The sequence below is a fragment of the Lawsonella sp. genome (genome assembly GCF_011525565.1).
GTDB lineage: Bacteria > Actinomycetota > Actinomycetes > Mycobacteriales > Mycobacteriaceae > Lawsonella > Lawsonella clevelandensis_A.
Window position 1 is genome coordinate 268,571 of the sequence record NZ_WVRS01000001.1, and the last position, 17,963, is coordinate 286,533.

Here is a 17,963-nt window from a genome sequence, read left to right on the forward strand (position 1 = left end):
ATATCTATGCTAAAAGTGCATCAACAAAAGCAGCCGGTTCGAAGGGTGCAAGATCATCCGTCCCTTCACCTAATCCCACAAGCTTCACTGGCACACCCAGTTCTTCTTGAACTTGGAAAACAATGCCACCCTTGGCCGTACCATCTAGTTTGGTGAGCACAACCCCGGTAATGTCGACGACATTCTTAAACTCTTTTGCCTGCAGAATACCGTTCTGACCAACTGTGGCATCAAGAACAAGAAGTACTTCATCAACACTAGCCTTCTTTGATACCACCCGTTTCACCTTGCCGAGTTCATCCATAAGACCGGTCTTAGTGTGAAGACGGCCAGCAGTGTCAATAAGGACTGCATCAACATTCTGCTGTACTCCAGCGTCTACAGCATCAAAGGCAATAGCAGCAGGGTCAGATCCCTCAGCGCCACGAATAGTAGTGGCTCCTACACGATCTCCCCATGTTTGGAGCTGATCAGCGGCAGCAGCACGGAATGTATCTGCAGCACCTAGTAGTACTCGTCTACCATCCCCCACCAGTACACGTGCGAGTTTGCCAGTAGTTGTCGTTTTACCAGTACCATTCACACCCACCATAAGGAGAATTGCCGGGTGATCATCATGTGGAAGAGCTTTGAGAGAGCGATCCATCTCCGGGTGGCATTCCTCTATAAGAATGTCACGGAGCAGAGCGCGCGCACCTGCTTCATCGCGGATGTTTGAACTAGCGAGTTCATCCCGCAAGCGGTCCACTACACGCATAGTGATAGTCGTCCCCAGATCCGCCATGATGAGAGTATCTTCAACTTCTTCCCAGGCGTCTTCGTCTAGGTCCCCAGCACCGAGAATACCAAGAAGTCCCTTGGAGAAAACGTTATTAGAACGAGCGAGACGACCACGTAAATGAGAAAGACGACCTTGTGCAGAAGGAACTTTTTCTTTTTCTACTGTATGTTCTGTCTCATCTACTGATTCTTCAACAGTAGCCGTATCAGTTGGTTCTGCACCATTATCTACAGGGATAGAAACATCGGTGCTTGCAGGGGTAGCAATAGGGACAGCAACAGGAACAGTGCCAGTACTGGGTTCACTGTGAGTCTCTTCGCTAGTTTCGGCGGCAGTTTCAGCAGCACTTTCGGTACCGATGCCAACACTAGTGTCGGGAGTAATTTCAGCTGAGGTATCGACAGAATTATTGGGTTCTGCAATAGCAGATTCTTCCCGTACCGATTCTTTCTTAGAAAGTGTCGTATCTACAGATTGTTGAGATACTTTCGGCGCAGACTGTTGAAGAGGCACCGTATCTTTAAGTTTTCCTTCTCCTTCCGAGAAAGAAAATTGCCCACCCGCATTGTATGAGCCACTTCGTTCTTTGCCTTCAAGCTGCTCTTTCTCAGAAAACGAGATAGCATCTTGCTTCTTTTTCTTGGCTCCTACGGCAAGAGTAATTGCAACAGCAACAATAACAACGCCAATGACAATACCGATGATTGTCGCGATAAGAGTATTAGTATCCACGCTAATAGTGTGGCAGGTTCTGACGATCCTTGCAGAACGAGACTCCACAAAATGAGAAAAGAAGACGTGGATTTGGTGTTAGCCCTATAGCCATCACAATAATAAAGACAACACTAGTAAAAAATAATGCTATGCCTTATCCAGAAGGATTCCAATGAGTGCTATAACTGCTGATGACATGCGAGCCACTATTAACGAATGGGCTGATAAACGCGGTTTCCGACCTGAAATTCCCTACGCAGAATCAACATCACTGAAGTACCAACGGCGCTTTTCTTGTGTTCCCGGCCTTTACGTTTTTATTTTCACAAACGGGGATATTTTTGTAGGCATGGCTGATGACCTTGGAGAAACACTAACGCGACAACCAGAGCAATGGGTTTCTGAGATTAGCGGAGTACGCCTCATGGCTCGCTCAAAGAAGGGGCTCGATCTAGCTCAGGAAGCCATGGCATTGCAGCGAGAAGTACAGTCCCAAGGTTTCACTATTCATCCGCGCCCCTAAACAACACGTCAACGCTCGTAAAAACCTGCTGGTAAACCGCGCGGACGTGTATAGTTTTCCACAACTAGATCAACACGTCCCGGGGTACTCCCCGAACGGAGCAACTCCACTAAGTGTTCACAGCTGGAGCGAGTTCCTTCCGCAACAACATGGACTCTCCCATCGCTCTTATTAGTGGCGCTTCCCACCAGACCAAGTTCTAGGGCTCGACACCGAGTCCACCAGCGGAAACCAACGCCTTGTACATAGCCATGTACCCATGCATCAAGCCGAACTGTATCGTCATTCATCATGCTGCTCTGCTGAATCTATGCGCTGTACTGGATGCATACGCTGCGAGATAACGCGAGTAACACCGTCACCCTTCATCGTCACACCGTAGAGCACATCAGCAAGATCCATTGTCTGTTTTTGGTGAGTAATAATCAGAAGCTGTGAATGTTCCTGCAGCTCTTTAAATAATCCCAGGAGCCGATGCAGGTTAGTTTCATCTAACGCAGCCTCGACCTCATCGAGAATATAGAACGGACTCGGACGTGCTTTAAAGATAGCGACGAGCATCGCTATAGCAGTTAATGATTTCTCTCCACCGGAAAGCAACGAAAGCCGTTTAACTTTCTTTCCCGGAGGTCGAGCTTCTACCTCAACACCCGTATTCAACATGTCGTCTGGGTCAGTAAGGTAAAGCCGCCCCTCACCTCCCGGGAAGAGTGTGGCGAAAACAGTGACGAATTCACGTGCTACATCGTGGAAGGCTTCCGCAAAGACCGTTTGGATGCGTTCATCAACATCGTCGACGACACCAAGAAGATCCTGGCGCGCTTTTTTAATGTCCTCTAGCTGGGTGGAGAGGAAACTATAGCGTTCTTGCAGGGCCGCGAATTCCTCTAATGCTAGTGGGTTTACCTTCCCTAAGCGTGCTAATTCTCGTTCTGCTATGCGCAGACGTGTTTGCTGCTGTTCCCGATCGTATGGCAATGACTGTGGTTTGCTGACGTTTTCGCCACGCTCTTTCGCTTCCTCATATTCCTGCATTTCCAGAGCAGACGGCGGAAGTGGCACATCGGGACCATACTCTGCGAGGAGGTCATCCGCTCCCATCCCCAGATCATCCAAGATCTGTTCTTCCATAAGACGCAACCGCTCTGCCGCTTGAGCACGCAATAGTTCATCTTTATGGGTAGCATCCCGTAATTGCTCACATTCAACTTGAGCATCACGACACTGCTGACGGGTGGTAGTAAGGTGCTCAGTGAGCTTCGTTTGTTGAGCCGCCAGATGCTGGCGATGCTCCTCCACTATTGCGAGATGCTGACGGAGTGAAGCTTGGAGATCTTCCCCTGCTTCCTGAACAGCAGCAATAATGGCAAGTGCTTGTTGTCGAGTGGCAGCTCGACGCGCAGCGCGTTTCCGCAAATCACGCTCCCGCATTGCTTGACGGTGCAGAGAATCAGCACGTCCATGTATGTGGGTTGAACGTTCTTCCGCGGTACGAACAGCAAGACGAGCCTCCATCTCAGCAGCCCGCGTGTGGGCTACTGCAGCGGCAGCCTCAGTAGTGGCAGTATCGTCGAATAACGTGGGTTCTTCTTGCTCCTCACTAGCAAGACGCTGCCGCTCCTCGAGATCTGTGAGCTCTGCCATCAATGTACGCTGTTGTTCTTCCGCTTGATTGCGTTGCTCAGTAAGACGATCCTTGTGCAGAGTAGCTGCACGCCCACTAGCCGTAAGGCGAGCGAGTTCCTTGGTAAGCGTCGTAATTGCCGAGTCGGATTCAACTAGAGCTGCTTGTGCCTGTGCGGCAGCTTCAGTACGAGTGCGGTAATCATCTTCTGCACCGCGTAGAGCAGCTTGTGCTTTTTCGACGTTGTTGAGGGCAGCTTTTTCGTTTTTACGGGCTTCCTCAATAGCTACTTGAAGCTCTACAGCGCTATGTGCAGTGCGAGGACCACCCGACGTCCATCCCCATCCGCAAGAATCTCCATTGCGGGTAAAAACGCGGAGTCTGCGGTCGCCAGCAATAACTTTGTCTGCAGTTTCCAAATCTTCTACAAGAACAACATCTACAAGTAATGTTGTCACCGCACTTTGTAGTGAATCAGGAACAGTAACAACATCAAGTGCCCACTGTGCACCTGTTGGTAAATCGCTATCCAGGCGGAACGTGTCCACATCATGGCTTTCAATAAGGAACATGGAGCGGCCAATGGAGCCTTCTCGCAGAGATGTAATAGCGTCATGGGCATGACGCGTGGTGGAGATAGTGTGGGCGGAGCTAGCTTCCCCCAAAGCTACAGCAATAGCCCCCTCCCATCCCGGGACAATCGTGATTTTTTCAGCAAGTTTTCCAGAGATACCAAATTGTTCCGCATGATCGTGAAGCCATGTGGCAGCATCCCCAGCCGCTAGGTTAAGAGAAAGAGCCTCTATACGTGCATGAAGCGCCGCTGCTGTCTTTTCGGCAGCACGTTCTTCATTACGTAGTTCTGTGCAGCGTTCTTCGGCACTATCACGTTCGGCAATTGCTTGGTCGTAGCGATCATTGAGATGTTGCTCTGCGTTTTCTAACTCGCGCAGCCGCGTCTCTGCTTCTGCTGTTTCCTGCTGCGTAGAAAGACATTGTTGACGAGCATCGGCAAGTTCCTCACTGTAGCGAGATGCTTGTGTTTCCGCCGTTGAAATGGCATTTTTTGTGGACTGAATAGCTCCAGCAAGACGGGCAATACCTTCCCGCCTATCAGCAACAGCACGCATAGCTGCCAGCCGTTTTTTCTCAACAGCTTGTGCATATTCTTCGGCTTCCGCCCGCGCATGCGCAGCATCCTGCAGCGTGCGCTTAGCGACGGTAAGTGCTTCGGTAAAAGAAGCTTCCTCCTGCGCAGCTTCTTTTGCTTGTTGTTCTAATTGGTCTGGGTCTGCCCCAAAATGAGGTTCAGGTTCTGCACGGAGATGCCGGGCACGGTCTTCTGCAATACGAAGTGTTGCTGCCACCCGTTCCGAGAGGGCTGAAAGGTCAAACCAGTTCTGTTGAGCTTTATCCAGTGCTGGGGAAAGCTCCGCCAGTTCAGTCTCGGCAGCAGTAACAGCAGCAGTTAGCTGCTGCAACCGTACTTCTGCTTCCTTATACTGTGTAGCTTTCTCCTGCTGAAGCTGTGTGTATTGTGTTGCTTCATGGCGGTGCTGGACAAGATCATCGGCAGCAAGTCGAAGTTTGGCGTCACGGGCGTCGGCTTGAATAGTTTGGGCTCGTCGGGCGGCTTCTGCTTGCCTGCCGAGGGGTTTGAGTTGGCGGCGGAGTTCTTTGGTGAGGTCATTAACTCGGTCGAGGTTGCCCTGCATAGCGGACAGTTTTCGGAGTGCTTTTTCTTTGCGTCGGCGGTGTTTGAGAACACCTGCAGCTTCTTCGATGAAAGCGCGGCGTTCTTCGGGACGGGACTCGAGGATTTCAGCAAGTTTTCCCTGCCCGACGATGACATGCATTTCGCGGCCGATGCCGGAGTCGGAGAGTAGTTCTTGTACGTCCATGAGGCGGACGCGATCCCCATTGATTTCGTATTCGCTAGCGCCGTCCCGGAACATGCGCCGAGTGATAGATACTTCAGTGTATTCAATGGGAAGAGCACCATCGCTATTGTCGATGGTGAGGGTGACTTCTGCACGTCCAAGTGCTGTTCTAGTGGGTGTACCGGCGAAGATGACGTCTTCCATTTTTCCGCCACGGAGAGCTTTTGCACCCTGCTCCCCCATGACCCAGGTGAGAGCATCTAACACATTGGATTTGCCGGATCCGTTGGGGCCGACGATAGCGCAAATGCCGGGTTCAAATCGGAGAGTCGTTGACGAGGCAAAGGACTTGAAGCCTTTGAGGGTCAGACTCTTGAGGTACATGTGGTGAATTCTACCTGGTTCGTGCGGGTGGTTTCTGACAATGTGGGCAGAATGTGTGGGAACGTCCACCTATAACAACAGAGGTGAGCGGTGTACCACAGCGGTCGCAGGGTGTACCAGCTTTGCCGTAGGCGTGGAGTGACCGCGCAAAATATCCGGGTTCTCCTGCAGTATTGACGTAGAGACTATCAAACGATGTGCCGCCCACAGCGAGAGCTTTCCGCATAACGCTCTGTGCCTCGGTAAGGATACGCGTGAGTTGCGTATAGGACAGTCCGGAGGCAAAACGAGCGCCATGGATCTGTGCTGCCCACAATGCTTCATCTGCGTAGATATTGCCAATGCCGGAAACAATTTCTTGGTTCAGTAGGGCGGTTTTGATGGGGACGCGGTGCTTCCGTAATTCTCGTGCTGCTGCTTCCGCATTAAAGCAGTCTTCAAGGAGATCTGGGGCAATGTGGCGTGCCAGACTCGGTACCCATCTGTCGGCATGAACGTCATGTACTAGCTCATCCAGTGTGAGATATCCAAAGGTACGTTGGTCGACGAAGCTGATACTACGTCCTGCACCAATAGAGGCGTGCATGCGGCAGTGTGGACGCGGCAGTGTTTCCTGCTCATCCATAATGAGTTGGCCGCTCATTCCTAAATGTATGAGAAGCGCCTGTGGTGTATCCGATAGCGTTTGTAGAACACACCATAGATACTTACCCCTCCGATCAATTGTGGTGACGGTGGCACCCTCAAGAGCTGCTGCTAAGGCGATACTTCCTCCGGGATAGCGTCTTCCCGTACGGGGATGCGTAATCTCAACATTATGAAGAGTAGCGCCGGTGAGGTGGTTGGCGAGACCGCGACGTACTACTTCAACTTCAGGTAATTCTGGCACTAGTATTCCGTCACTAGTATTCTGACTGTCTTGTCGTTAGTGTTCCGCCGGTGAGGTCAGCGTTACTGCCGAAGTAGAAAAACCACCATTATCGAGTGCGTAACGCGGCATTGTTGGATTCTCATCGAGATCAACATCATGGGCGGGCATACCAGCTAGCGTAGCTTCTACTTGCTTCGAGATAGGAACTCCTGGATGGTGTTCCTGAATAGCCTCCCACGTATTTTTCGCAGCGGCTTGCTCAGCTTTCTTCTTGTTTGTGCCGGCTCCAGTTCCAAAAGCACGCCCAGCAATAATGCCTGTTGCAAAGAATTCTTTAGCATGGTCCGGGCCGGTAGACGTGATGTAGTAAGTGGGAGCAGAATTGTAGTGGCTAGCAGCATATTCTTGCAGACTAGTCTTCCAATCGAGGCTTATTCCTGCCGTACCAGCATTATCGATAAGCGGCTGCATAAGCCCCAGCACAACACGCCGGCTTACCTCAATGCCATGGGTGATGTGGGTCGCTCCGAATAGGGCTTCTGTCGCATCGGCAAGAATTGATTCTTTGCTGCGGCCTCCCGTCATCTCTTCTCCCCTGCCCAGCAGAAGATATTCGCCTAGACCCTTTGTCCCCAATGTGTTCGCTATGCGCGCCAGGGAAAAACCGGACACGATATTGGCACGCATTTTTGCTAGTTCGCCTTCGGAACGCTCAGGGTATTGACGGAAGAGCTGTTCAGTGACACAAATGCTTAACACAGAGTCGCCGAGAAACTCTAGTCTTTCGTTATTGGGGATACCGGGATGTTCATACGCATAGGAGCGGTGACACAATGCGTGGATAAGAAGTTCCCGTGGCAGATCAACATGCAGACAATCCAGCAGTGGTTGATAATCGACGGAGTCCCATCCTGCTGGAAGGTCCCACTCAGAGGGGATACGCATAAACTATCCCTCTTTCTTTTCTTCGCTACCTGCAGATTCTTTACTGTCTGCAGAGGCGTCATCTGTGTCATCAGCGGTGGGTTCTGTGGCAGCATCATTTAAAAACGCAAGATTTTGGAATTTCTCCAGGGCTGCCCATCGTGGATCAATCAGATCATTATCCTCCCCTGAAACACCATCAATCTCGGGCATTTCGGCATCTTCGGGGCACGGGTGTCCCTCCACAGAAGAACACGAGGGGGCAAACGGCAAAGCGAGACACACTGCATCGATGATAGCCTGCTCTAGATCCAATTGCGTGGGGTCGTCTAAGACATATACTTCGTCATCATCCTGGATAGTATTAGCTGTCTCTGAATCTGGGTAGACGAACAGTTCAGTTAACGAGGCCTCCACTGTCCCATGAATTTCGCTAAGACAATTGACACACTGCCCTGTGGTAGGACCAGCAATAACCCCCGTCACCAAAATACCTTCGGTAACAGCTTCTAATTCTAAATCCGCGGAGACTGGGCTACCTGCAGGAATAGCAATAAGGTCTAACCCGATGGGCTCATCTATGAGGAAAACACGATCAATATGGTGATGATTCCCGGCGGCACGTCCCAGCGGACGCACGTCCAGGACGAATTTTGATTCGTTCTCGGAGGTATTCGTAGTCACAGACTTAGTTTAACGTGTCACAGCTTAAGGAGACACCAGCTACAACACCCTGCAGTCAGATAGTCCAATAGATAATTACTGGTACCCGTCATTATAGGGGGCGTAGTCGCCCTGCTGAGAGTCGTCGTTGTAGTCAGCATTGTAGCCAGCGTTGTAGGACCCGTTATAGTCCTCATCAACGTTCTCGTCGTACACTGCGCCTGTAGGCTGATAGTTCTGATAATCATCGCTACGCTCTGCTACACCAGCAGTGGAACGCAACTGTTTGCGACCGTTGAGAACTTCGCGTGACGTAGTGTTAAGAATGGATTCAAACTCGGCTAGTTTCGTATCGACATAAACATCGCAGTCTCCACGCATCCGGTCTGCCTCAACATGAGCAGCATCGACAATGCGGGTAGCTTCTTCCCGCGATTTTTTGACGACTTCTGACTCACTTACTAAACGGGCCTGCTCGGCACGACCTGCTGCCACGCTAGCTTCATAATCATCATTGGCTTTGGCGAGGAGTCTCTCTGCCTCAGTTTGTGCACGGTCCGTGACAGTTTGATACTCATGTTGTGCTTCATGCAGTATCCGATTGGACTCGTTTTCCGCATCGGACATCAATACTGCGGAATTGTTGGTAGCCTCGGCAAGCATACGGTCAGCTTTGTCCTTGGCCTCCGCAATCATGCGATCTGCATCTGCTCGCGCCTCCGCCAACTGCTGGTCTACCTGCGCATTAGTCTCGTTCTTGGTGGTTTCTGCATAATCATTGGCATCGTTAACAAGAGTGTCCCGTTTATCAAGAACATCCTGGGCATCATCTAGCTCGCCGGGGAGAGCGTCACGAATTTCGTCAAGTAGTAAAAGGGCATCGGAGCGGGGCACCATACATTGAGAAGACATTGGTAGGCCACGAGCTTCTTCAATCATGGCGACAAGTTCGTCAAGTGCTTCAAAAACGTGGAACATGAGTGGTCCTACCCTTCTTTTTTAATGGTCATCTCTAGTGTGCCGAATCTTCAGCGATTTTGTGGGAAAGTGCCTCGGTGTGTCGCCTGACCTGCATAACTTACAGTCGTTTAAGAAGCTTTTTCAGAACTATCGGAGGAACAAGTCCACTAGCATCCCCACCAAAACGAACAACTTCTTTCACCACACTAGAGGAAATAAAACTGAGCTCTGGGGATGTCGGTAAAAAGATAGTGTCAATCCCAGAGAGTTGTTTATTGACGTGGGCCATAGGCAACTCATACTCATAGTCCTGGTTAGACCGAATACCCTTCACCACCGCACATGCTTCTACATTCGTGCAGTAATCAACTAGTAGTCCCGCAAAAGAATCGCTTGTAACGTTAGGGATATCGGAAAACCCTTCCTGCAGGATTTCAAGACGCTCCGCAACTGTGAAAAGCCCCTGTTTGTTTGGGTTATGGGCGACGCACACAATAACGTTGTCAAAAAGCTGCGCAGCGCGCCGCACAATATCGACATGCCCATACGTAAGAGGGTCAAAAGACCCTGGGCAAACTACAGTGCTCATGCAGCTAGACTACCCGTATTATCGACAATTGCGATGTCGATACGAGTTTCTCCATACTTTTTTGATCGATATTCGCGGTAGTACTCTGGCCATTGCGTGGGCGCATCGCGGGAGGAACGCTCAAGGACAATAACGGACCCGTCAGCAACCCAGCCATTGTCTATTAAAGACTCCAGAATGCCCGGCCAGTCCTCTTCTACTTGTGTATAAGGCGGATCTGCAAAAACTAGATCATAGGGAGTAAACGCATCTGTCTCAGCATTGCCGTGGGCAGCTAGAAATGCCTGTACAGACCTTCGCACAATTGTTACTCCCGGCACGTCTACCACAGCCTTATTGCGTTCTGCGGATGCTACAGCTGCCCCGTTTTTTTCTACAAGAGTGACGGCTTTGGCTCCCCGGGAGGCGGCCTCCAACCCCACTGCCCCTGATCCCGCGTAGAGATCAAGCACAGTTGTGGTATCCCACTCCAGAAGAGTATCTAGACTGTTAAAAAGTGCTTCCCGTACACGGTCGGTTGTGGGACGGGTACTGCTTGGCGGGGAGAAAAGTCTGCGGCCACGTGCGCTACCAGAAACGATACGCATTACTGTATCTCTGCAAGAGGGTCTCCGCCGTCTACATTGACGAAGTCATCATTCAGTAGATAGTGAGCGGTTCCGGCTGCTGGGGCAACAACTGCAGCATCTAGTTTGATGGCTTCAACGTAGCCGACCACATCCCCCTGTGACACCGGGCTATCTTGCGGCATAGTGCGGCGCCATATACCGGCTAGCGGCGCCACTATGCGCAGCGGCTCTGGTGTGTTCTGGTTGTTCGTCATATTCTCAGTGTATCTATCCATGTGGGTAGTAAACGCCGCTCTGGGACGCAACTTTCGCAACGACGTTTGCCCATCCAGGATACTGGGTGGACCACTCAGATGAAGAGTTCTTCAGTAGTTCTTCCATATCGTCTCGCGCGTCAGCCACAACATCCTCGTCGTGTGCAATATCAAGTACACGAAGCGGCATTGTCAATCCAGCTTGTGTTGTTCCCAGGAGATTTCCTTCTCGTCGCTGTGCAAGATCGACCCGGGCTAGATAGAAACCGTCTGTGGAGGCTTCCACTGCAGTTAGTCTCTTCTCTGCCGATGATGCAGGGTCGCAATCAGTTAGTAGTAGGCACAGGCCCGGCGCGTTTCCACGGCCGACACGACCGCGGAGTTGGTGGAGTTGGCTAACGCCGAATCGGTCTGCGTCTACAACGACCATCATTGTGGCGTTGGGAACGTCGATTCCTACTTCAATGACTGTTGTGCACACCAGTACATCACATTCGTGGGAGCTGAAGGAGTCCATGACGGCGGTTTTTTCGTCTGTGCTGAGCCGTCCATGGAGGAGACCGACGCGTAGGCCTGCGAGGGGCCCGGCGGTGAGGTCATTGTATGTGCGGGTGACGGTGGCAAGGTCGCTATTATCGCTGTCGTCAATGGCTGGGCAGACGACGTAGGCTTGGTGTCCTTGGTGGACTTCTTCGCATATTCTTTGCCAGATGCGCGGTACCCAGGTGGGGTGCATATTGGTGTTAATGACGGTGGTGGTGATGGGTGCACGTCCGCGTGGGAGATCTTTCAGGGTGGAGATGGTGAGGTCTCCGAAGCTGGTGAGGGCGATGGTGCGCGGGATGGGGGTGGCGGTCATGACCAGCGTGTGGGGTGTGCTATCGGCGGGGCCTTTGTGAGAGAGGATTTCTCGTTGCCGGACTCCGAAACGGTGTTGTTCATCGATGATGACGAGGCCGAGGCGGAAGAATTCTACGCCTTCTTGGAGAAGTGCTTGAGTACCGATAATGATGCCGGCTTGGCCTGTCATTATGTCGAGGAGGGCTTGTCGTTTGGCAGCTGTGGATAGCGATCCGGTGAGGAGGGTCACTGCGGTTTGTGGGGTCGGTGCTGTGCTTTGTTGAGCAGAGTCAGCAGAGTTGGCAGAATCTGTGAATGTGAGTTGGTCTGCCGTACCGAGTTCCCCGAGAAGTTCTCGGATACTGGACGCGTGTTGGTAAGCAAGGACTTCTGTGGGGGCCATGAGGACTGCCTGGTAGCCGTTATCGACGGCTTGCAGCATACTGAGAAGGGCCACAATGGTTTTGCCGGAGCCTACTTCACCTTGAAGGAGACGGTTCATGGGGTGGGGTTGACTAATGTCTGTAGAGATTTCGGCAAGTACTTTTTCTTGCCCAGCGGTGAGGCGGTAGGGCAATCGCTGCTGCAAGGCGGTAACAAGGCCCTCGCTGTGTGGTGGGCAGGCTGGCGCCTGATGGGCGTGACGTTCCTGCTGTTGCTGTAAAAGCGCCATTTGTAGACTGGCTGCTTCATCGTAGCGGAGGCGTTCTTGTGCCGCGATAATGTCGGCGGAGGTGGTAGGCGTGTGAATTGTTCGTAGTGCGGTATCGAGGGGAATCAGGTGGTGACGGTCGAGAAGCTCCTGTGGTAGCACTTCGGGGAAGGGTGCTACTTGGGGAAGAATTTTTTCAATGAGCACCATGAGAAGCCACGATGACACTCCACTGGCGGCTGCGTAGACGGGAATAATCGGCCGGTTGAGCAGCTCGATAATAGTGGGGTCCACTCCCGTAAGCCCATCTTTATGAAGATCTTCAGAGGTGAGTTCTGCGGAGGTGGCAGTGGGTGTATTTACCGCTGTGCTGCCGACAATCTTGGTTACGTGGAGGAGTTTGGCGAATTGTCCGCCGGCGATGGCGGGAGCATTTTTGCGGAGTACTAAAAAATTCGGGTGGCTCATATCGAAGAACCTCCCGCGTCGTTGGATAGTCCCGTCGAGGAGAACTTCTGTTCCTTCGGTAAGGACACGTGCAATGCCGTGTGGATGGAAAAACGCCACGTTGATGGGTGTGTCTCCGGATATAACAGTAACGCGCAGAATGTATCCTTTACGTTGCCGCATGCGAGACAGGTCGGCGCGTATGACGCGCCCTCGCACCATCACACTGTCTCCATCAGTGGTTGTGGAAGGGTCAAAAACCATGCGGCCCTGGATATAACGGCGGGGGAAATGATAGATAAGATCCTCCACTGTGTGAATACCCAGCCCCTCCCCCAGACTGTGTGCCACTTTTGTGGGGAGAATACTTGCTAGGTAATCATCGACATGCATGAGGATTATTCTCCTGCAACCGGAAGTCGCCAATTGACGGGTGTGGCTCCTTGCGCAATGAGTTTTTCATTGGCTTTGCTGAAAGGTCGAGAACCGAAGAAACCGCGAGAGGCGGATAGTGGAGAGGGGTGTGCTGAAGCGATAATTGGGGTGGATCCTAGCTGTGGGGTAAGAGTTTGGGCGTCACGGCCCCACAAGATTGCTACAAGTGGGGCATCTCGAGCGACGAGTGCATTAATGGCGCATTCGGTGACGTTTTCCCATCCTTTACCACGGTGAGATGCGGGCGCGCCGGGTCGGACGGTGAGCACTCTGTTGAGGAGAAGAACTCCTTCTTTGGTCCATGGGGTGAGATCCCCATTCGCTGGGGTGGGGTACCCTAAATCTGTGGAGTATTCCTGGAAAATATTACTGAGGCTACGTGGTAGCGGGTGTACGGCCGGGTCCACGCAGAAACTTAACCCCACTGCGTGTCCCGGGGTGGGATAGGGATCCTGTCCCACGATAAGAACTTTTACTTGGTCAAAAGGTTGTGTGAAGGCTCGTAGAACATTTTTTCCGGCGGGAAGATATCCGCGGCCGGCAGCTATTTCACTACGGAGGAAATCTCCCATTCGGGCAACATCGTCTGCGACGGGGGCAAGAACCTCCGCCCAACCGGGGTCAATAAGTTCCGCAAGTGGACGTGCTGCCACAGTATGCTCCTCAGTATTCACAAAATAGGCGTTATCGTGGGCAACGGCATAGTACACCTAATAGAGGCGAGGGAACGTGAGGGAAAGCTTGTGAGCTAAGCGAAAGATTCCCATCCTTCTATAGTCGATATACCGTTACCGTCCATGCTAATAAGATGTGCGCTATCTGCCGCCATCGCAGTGCTAGTAGTGCCAATCTTATGAAAGCCACCGGGTAATGCACTGTTGTGAGGGAAAAATGCGAGAAGGCCATGGTCCTCTCCCCCCGAGAGGACCCATGTGCGGAGAAGCTGTTCTTCTTCCATAGCGTGAGAAGAATATGCTGCGCATACAGTAGCGAGTTCTCGAAGAGATTCCCCTGCTATCTCTGTTATTTTTTCATAGGACAAATCGGCTGTGAACATAGTACTGCCGGCACCGGTTGTATCGTTCGATCGCTGTATGACGCGCTGCAGATCTACTAGCAGACCATCTGAAACATCCGTCATGGCTGTTGCGCCGTCGGCGGCAGCCCGTGCCCCATAGCCATAGGGAGGATGAGGACAGCGATACAGTTCGCATGCACGCTGAACAAGCGGATGTCGTAGGAATCCGCCTCGCTGCCCAAACGTACCTGAAAGAATATCGAGACCTGCAGCAGACCAGCCGAGAATACCGGCAAAAGCTATATCCTCTTCTACTCCGGCAGTATTTTGTAGCACTGGCATATGGACAGGAGGGACAATCTCTCCCAGTGCTGTCACACTAATAACAATGTGCTGCGCGGCAGAAAAATCTCCACCCACAATGTCAGCACCAGAGCGGTGTGCTTCCGCAACTGTGCCACGACCAATCTCCGTGATAAACGTGGCGGGAGTATCGCGTGGTGCGGCGAGTGCAACTACATACCCAGTGGGATGGGCACCCATGGCTTCAATATCTGCAGCGTTTTGGGCAATTGCTCGGCGCCCTATGGAATAGGGGTCGGACCAGTCGCGACGAAAGTGTTCTCCCTCGATGAGGATGTCTGTGCTGACAACTGCTCTGCTGTTGCGGGCTGACACAATAGCGGCATCGTCACCGGGCCCAAGAATAGTGGAAGAATGCTGAGGCTGGCACGTAACACTATCAATGAGAGCAAATTCTCCAATATCAGCAACAGTGGAGCCAGTGTCGGGGAGGTCCGTGTTGGTAGTGGCAGCGACAATAGGGTCAGCACTTACCATAGTGACTCCATCCCTTTCTCGTATACCTACGCATTCAACACGTTCTTATTGCAGTATGCAGGTTAGGCCGTGTGACGGGCTAACTCAGTGTCGATAAGAGTGGCGATGAGATCGGGATAGCTCACACCCTGAGCTGCCCACATTTTCGGGTACATGGAGATGGAGGTAAATCCGGGGAATGTGTTGATTTCGTTAATAACAGGACCTTGCTCTGTAATGAAAAAGTCCACTCGAGCAAGACCTTTTCCATCAATGGCACGAAAAGCTTTCACTGCTAATTCACGAACTTCGTCGCTGACACTCTCCGGTACTTTGGCAGGTAAGTCGACGTTAATAACGTCGTCAAGGTATTTCGTATCGAAGTCGTAGAAGTTTCCACCGTCCGAAGGCTCTGTAACTTCCTCATTTGTAACTGTCGCGGAGGACTCGCTTGTAGATTCTGGAATACAAATTTCTGCAATGGGTGATGCGTGTACGTCACCGGAGGCGAATTCCAATACGCCGCATTCCACTTCGCGCCCTTTAATGGCGGACTCCACAATAACTTTGCTATCGCAGGTACGGGCAAAGTCGACAGCGGCGGGAAAATCCTCCCACGTTGTCACTTTGCTGATACCGATAGAAGAACCGCCGCGAGCTGGTTTCACAAACACGGGTAACCCCAGCATGTCTTTTTCAGAATCGGTAAGCGTAGTGGTACCAGCGCGCATCACTACTTGCGTACCAACGGGAAGACCAGCATGGCCAAGTACAACCTTGGTAAATTCCTTATCCATGGAATTTGCAGAAGCTGCTACCCCACACCCCACGTAGGGCACCCCGGCTAGCTCAAAAAGACCTTGAATGGTGCCGTCTTCACCATTGGGGCCGTGGAGAACGGGAAGAACAACATCAATTGTGGCTACTTCTTCTCCTGCATGGTCGCCACTGGTATAGACAATGGTGCCGCGTCGTGTGGGGTCTAGAAGAAGGGCTACTTCTTTACCCGGAGTAGGTGTAACTTCTGGCAGTTTCCGGCCATGCTGTGAAAGTTTATCGAGGTCACCATCGCCAAGATACCACCCGCCGTCTCTCGTAATGCCAATGGGAACAATTGTGTACTGACCCATCTCCTTCATAATGCTGGCAGCGGAAATACAGGAGATTGAGTGCTCGGGGCTATTGCCCCCGTAGATAACAGCAACAGTGGTGTTCTTCATGCTTTAAAAAATACCTAATTGGCGAACTAAATACCTACTGGCCGCATACCTAGCTATCACTCATCGAATAGGCATGAATTAGTCCGAACTAGGAGCAGGACCCCTCATCGCCCTAAAATAGCGGTGATTATGGAAAGGTTTTTCATGAGTTCTCCTTCTGCTCCCCACAATAGCGTGGAAATATCTGCATCTGCCGTTTCTTCCCCCACCTCTCAGACGGGATCGTTACTAGCAGAGAATCCACAATCAATGCGGAAGTGGTTTATACACCGTATCGATGCTCGGAATTCCCCCAATAATTATGTTCTTGCAGCGGGGGGCGTTGTGTGGCGTCGCAATGAAAAAGGCGACATCGAGGTTCTACTCGAGCATCGCAAACGCTACGACGATTGGTCTATCCCCAAAGGAAAAGTCGATCCTGGTGAATCGCTCGTTATGACAGCTATCCGCGAGATTGCGGAAGAGACTGGTTTTGATGTCCGGTTGGGCAAATTCTTAAAACGAGTCCACTATCCCCTATCAGGCGACCGCCAAAAGATTGTGTACTACTGGTCTGCGCAGGTTACTGGTGGAGAATTCCACGTCAATAGCGAAGTGGACAGCATTGCGTGGCTTACACTTCCCGAAGCTGAACAACAGGTTCAATATGAGTCTGATCGCAAAGTCTTACGCCGTTTCCGGAAAATAGATGTGACATGGCATCCGCTGGTTCTTGTACGGCATAGTCGTGCAGGAGAACGCAGGGAAGGAAACAGAGATTTCCTTCGCCCTCTCGATGCGGTAGGACGCCAGCAAGCCACAGCACTAGCGGAGGCTGCCAGCGCCTACGGGATGACTGAGCTTTTCGCTGCAGACCGCATTCGGTGTGTACAAACGCTACAGCCCACTGCACTTTTACTGAATTTATCTCTCCCCACGGAAGAGGCTCTTTCCGAAGAATTCGCCCTTAATCACCCAGATGACACACTGAACTTCTGGAAAACAATGTGTACGCACGCAACACAGGGGCAAATACCTATGGTGTGTTCACAGGGTGGCGTTATCCCGTCCCTTCTGCGGAGTATGGAGACCGCCGAGGGAATAGCGTGGGGACCGCATAACTGTAAGTGTAAAAAAGGCGGAATGTGGGTCATTTTTGTTGATAATTGCGGAGTTGCACAAGCCGCTGATTATCTACCAAGCCCACTAGCCGTGCGGTAATTCTTTTGTACAAGTGGCAAAGAGAGGGCGAAGCCGAGTCTATTTCTTAGACTTCTTCTTTTTGGACTTCTTCCCCTTTTTGCCACTTTTTTCTGCTTTAGCTGCTTTCTTCGCTGCCTTTGTCTCTTTTTTCAGAGTGGAAGCATTAGATTCAAAAGTATTGGTAGCAACGCGTTTTACAGATATTCCAGATTCGGGCAGTTCAGCTTTACCCTTAACGACAGCCCTGAAGTACTGGCCGGGACGAAACATGGGTACTTGTGTTGGTGCTACCGGAACAGCTTCTCCGGTATGAGGATTGCGGGCGACACGGGCAGCTCGGTCGCGACGCTCGAAAGTACCAAATCCCATAATGGTTACTGATTCGTTGCGTTCAACGCTTCGTACGATAATGTCGAGGATATTTTCTAGTGCATTGGTGGCCGTGTTCTGGTCGATATCCATGCGGCGCGACAATTCCGCCACAATGTCGGCTTTATTCATTGTTCCTCCAGATGTTCTTCAGAAAGCTCTTCGGGAGATACAGACTCTAAGATCTGTACTCGAATAGTGAACTATCCTCAGTAACAACAGTTATACGCTCTTTTAGCGAGGGC

The 17,963-nt window shown here is 51.6% G+C and carries 17 protein-coding genes; 2 read left to right on the forward strand and 15 right to left on the reverse strand.

The annotated features are described in order from the left end of the window. Window positions 1-4 precede the first annotated feature (4 nt). Window positions 5-1,513 carry a signal recognition particle-docking protein FtsY gene (ftsY, locus tag QZV76_RS01275; RefSeq protein WP_290595425.1) on the reverse strand — a complete coding sequence of 503 codons (1,509 nt, stop codon included), beginning with the start codon at window positions 1,511-1,513 and terminating at the stop codon, window positions 5-7. Window positions 1,514-1,667: 154 nt separating this feature from the next. Between ftsY and QZV76_RS01280 the strand changes: the two genes are divergently transcribed. Beyond that, the gene (locus QZV76_RS01280) at window positions 1,668-2,018 is read left to right on the forward strand and encodes a hypothetical protein (protein WP_290595426.1); all 351 of its coding nucleotides are present in this window, start codon (window positions 1,668-1,670) and stop codon (window positions 2,016-2,018) included. Between the two features lie 8 nt (window positions 2,019-2,026). Here QZV76_RS01280 and QZV76_RS01285 read toward each other — a convergent pair whose 3' ends face one another. From QZV76_RS01285 to QZV76_RS01345, 13 genes are all read right to left on the reverse strand, one after another. Further along, complete coding sequence (locus QZV76_RS01285) at window positions 2,027-2,308, reverse strand: acylphosphatase (protein ID WP_290595660.1); 282 nt, start codon at window positions 2,306-2,308, stop codon at window positions 2,027-2,029. Continuing rightward, entirely contained in the window at window positions 2,301-5,906 is a 3,606-nt protein-coding gene (gene smc, locus QZV76_RS01290) for a chromosome segregation protein SMC (protein ID WP_290595427.1), read from the reverse strand. The genes QZV76_RS01285 and smc overlap by 8 nt, the downstream gene beginning before the upstream one ends. 10 nt (window positions 5,907-5,916) lie before the next feature. Beyond that, window positions 5,917-6,795, reverse strand: a complete 879-nt coding sequence (gene mutM / locus QZV76_RS01295) for a bifunctional DNA-formamidopyrimidine glycosylase/DNA-(apurinic or apyrimidinic site) lyase (RefSeq protein ID WP_290595428.1) — start codon at window positions 6,793-6,795, stop codon at window positions 5,917-5,919. Between the two features lie 36 nt (window positions 6,796-6,831). Continuing rightward, a complete protein-coding gene (gene rnc, locus QZV76_RS01300; protein WP_366664339.1) occupies window positions 6,832-7,722 on the reverse strand; it encodes a ribonuclease III in 891 nt (296 codons plus the stop codon). A gap of 3 nt (window positions 7,723-7,725) precedes the next feature. Beyond that, the gene (locus QZV76_RS01305) at window positions 7,726-8,385 is read right to left on the reverse strand and encodes a YceD family protein (RefSeq protein ID WP_290595429.1); all 660 of its coding nucleotides are present in this window, start codon (window positions 8,383-8,385) and stop codon (window positions 7,726-7,728) included. Between the two features lie 75 nt (window positions 8,386-8,460). Further along, window positions 8,461-9,342, reverse strand: a complete 882-nt coding sequence (locus QZV76_RS01310) for a DivIVA domain-containing protein (RefSeq protein ID WP_290595430.1) — start codon at window positions 9,340-9,342, stop codon at window positions 8,461-8,463. 100 nt (window positions 9,343-9,442) lie between these two features. Further along, complete coding sequence (gene coaD, locus QZV76_RS01315; RefSeq protein ID WP_290595431.1) at window positions 9,443-9,913, reverse strand: pantetheine-phosphate adenylyltransferase; 471 nt, start codon at window positions 9,911-9,913, stop codon at window positions 9,443-9,445. Further along, window positions 9,910-10,500 carry a 16S rRNA (guanine(966)-N(2))-methyltransferase RsmD gene (gene rsmD / locus QZV76_RS01320; protein WP_290595432.1) on the reverse strand — a complete coding sequence of 197 codons (591 nt, stop codon included), beginning with the start codon at window positions 10,498-10,500 and terminating at the stop codon, window positions 9,910-9,912. Before rsmD ends, coaD begins: the two co-directional genes overlap by 4 nt. Then, entirely contained in the window at window positions 10,500-10,736 is a 237-nt protein-coding gene (locus tag QZV76_RS01325) for a biotin/lipoyl-containing protein (RefSeq protein WP_290595433.1), read from the reverse strand. The genes rsmD and QZV76_RS01325 overlap by 1 nt, the downstream gene beginning before the upstream one ends. Before the next feature lie 13 nt (window positions 10,737-10,749). Continuing rightward, a complete protein-coding gene (gene recG / locus QZV76_RS01330; RefSeq protein ID WP_290595434.1) occupies window positions 10,750-13,068 on the reverse strand; it encodes an ATP-dependent DNA helicase RecG in 2,319 nt (772 codons plus the stop codon). 5 nt (window positions 13,069-13,073) lie between these two features. Beyond that, entirely contained in the window at window positions 13,074-13,763 is a 690-nt protein-coding gene (locus tag QZV76_RS01335; RefSeq protein WP_290595435.1) for a uracil-DNA glycosylase, read from the reverse strand. A 95-nt stretch (window positions 13,764-13,858) separates the two neighbouring features. Then, complete coding sequence (locus QZV76_RS01340) at window positions 13,859-14,968, reverse strand: AIR synthase related protein (protein WP_290595436.1); 1,110 nt, start codon at window positions 14,966-14,968, stop codon at window positions 13,859-13,861. Between the two features lie 62 nt (window positions 14,969-15,030). After that, on the reverse strand, window positions 15,031-16,167 hold the full coding sequence (locus QZV76_RS01345; protein WP_290595437.1) for a D-alanine--D-alanine ligase family protein: 1,137 nt from the start codon (window positions 16,165-16,167) through the stop codon (window positions 15,031-15,033). 144 nt (window positions 16,168-16,311) lie between these two features. Between QZV76_RS01345 and QZV76_RS01350 the strand changes: the two genes are divergently transcribed. Beyond that, window positions 16,312-17,367 (forward strand): NUDIX hydrolase, encoded by a 1,056-nt coding sequence (locus QZV76_RS01350; protein WP_290595438.1) that lies wholly within the window; start codon window positions 16,312-16,314, stop codon window positions 17,365-17,367. 39 nt (window positions 17,368-17,406) lie between these two features. Here QZV76_RS01350 and QZV76_RS01355 read toward each other — a convergent pair whose 3' ends face one another. After that, window positions 17,407-17,850: an HU family DNA-binding protein gene (locus QZV76_RS01355; RefSeq protein ID WP_290595439.1), complete on the reverse strand. Its 444-nt coding sequence runs from the start codon at window positions 17,848-17,850 to the stop codon at window positions 17,407-17,409. Window positions 17,851-17,963 lie beyond the last annotated feature (113 nt).

Excerpts from the sequence above, each read along its gene's own strand:
- QZV76_RS01280 (WP_290595426.1), top strand. The coding sequence starts at position 1,668 with ATGAGTGCTATAACTGCTGATGACATGCGAGCCACTATTAACGAATGG.
- QZV76_RS01285 (WP_290595660.1), bottom strand. The coding sequence starts at position 2,308 with ATGAATGACGATACAGTTCGGCTTGATGCATGGGTACATGGCTATGTA.
- smc (WP_290595427.1), bottom strand. The coding sequence starts at position 5,906 with ATGTACCTCAAGAGTCTGACCCTCAAAGGCTTCAAGTCCTTTGCCTCG.
- rnc (WP_366664339.1), bottom strand. The coding sequence starts at position 7,722 with ATGCGTATCCCCTCTGAGTGGGACCTTCCAGCAGGATGGGACTCCGTC.
- QZV76_RS01310 (WP_290595430.1), bottom strand. The coding sequence starts at position 9,342 with ATGTTCCACGTTTTTGAAGCACTTGACGAACTTGTCGCCATGATTGAA.
- coaD (WP_290595431.1), bottom strand. The coding sequence starts at position 9,913 with ATGAGCACTGTAGTTTGCCCAGGGTCTTTTGACCCTCTTACGTATGGG.
- rsmD (WP_290595432.1), bottom strand. The coding sequence starts at position 10,500 with ATGCGTATCGTTTCTGGTAGCGCACGTGGCCGCAGACTTTTCTCCCCG.
- QZV76_RS01325 (WP_290595433.1), bottom strand. The coding sequence starts at position 10,736 with ATGACGAACAACCAGAACACACCAGAGCCGCTGCGCATAGTGGCGCCG.
- recG (WP_290595434.1), bottom strand. The coding sequence starts at position 13,068 with ATGCATGTCGATGATTACCTAGCAAGTATTCTCCCCACAAAAGTGGCA.
- QZV76_RS01340 (WP_290595436.1), bottom strand. The coding sequence starts at position 14,968 with ATGGTAAGTGCTGACCCTATTGTCGCTGCCACTACCAACACGGACCTC.
- QZV76_RS01345 (WP_290595437.1), bottom strand. The coding sequence starts at position 16,167 with ATGAAGAACACCACTGTTGCTGTTATCTACGGGGGCAATAGCCCCGAG.
- QZV76_RS01350 (WP_290595438.1), top strand. The coding sequence starts at position 16,312 with ATGAGTTCTCCTTCTGCTCCCCACAATAGCGTGGAAATATCTGCATCT.
- QZV76_RS01355 (WP_290595439.1), bottom strand. The coding sequence starts at position 17,850 with ATGAATAAAGCCGACATTGTGGCGGAATTGTCGCGCCGCATGGATATC.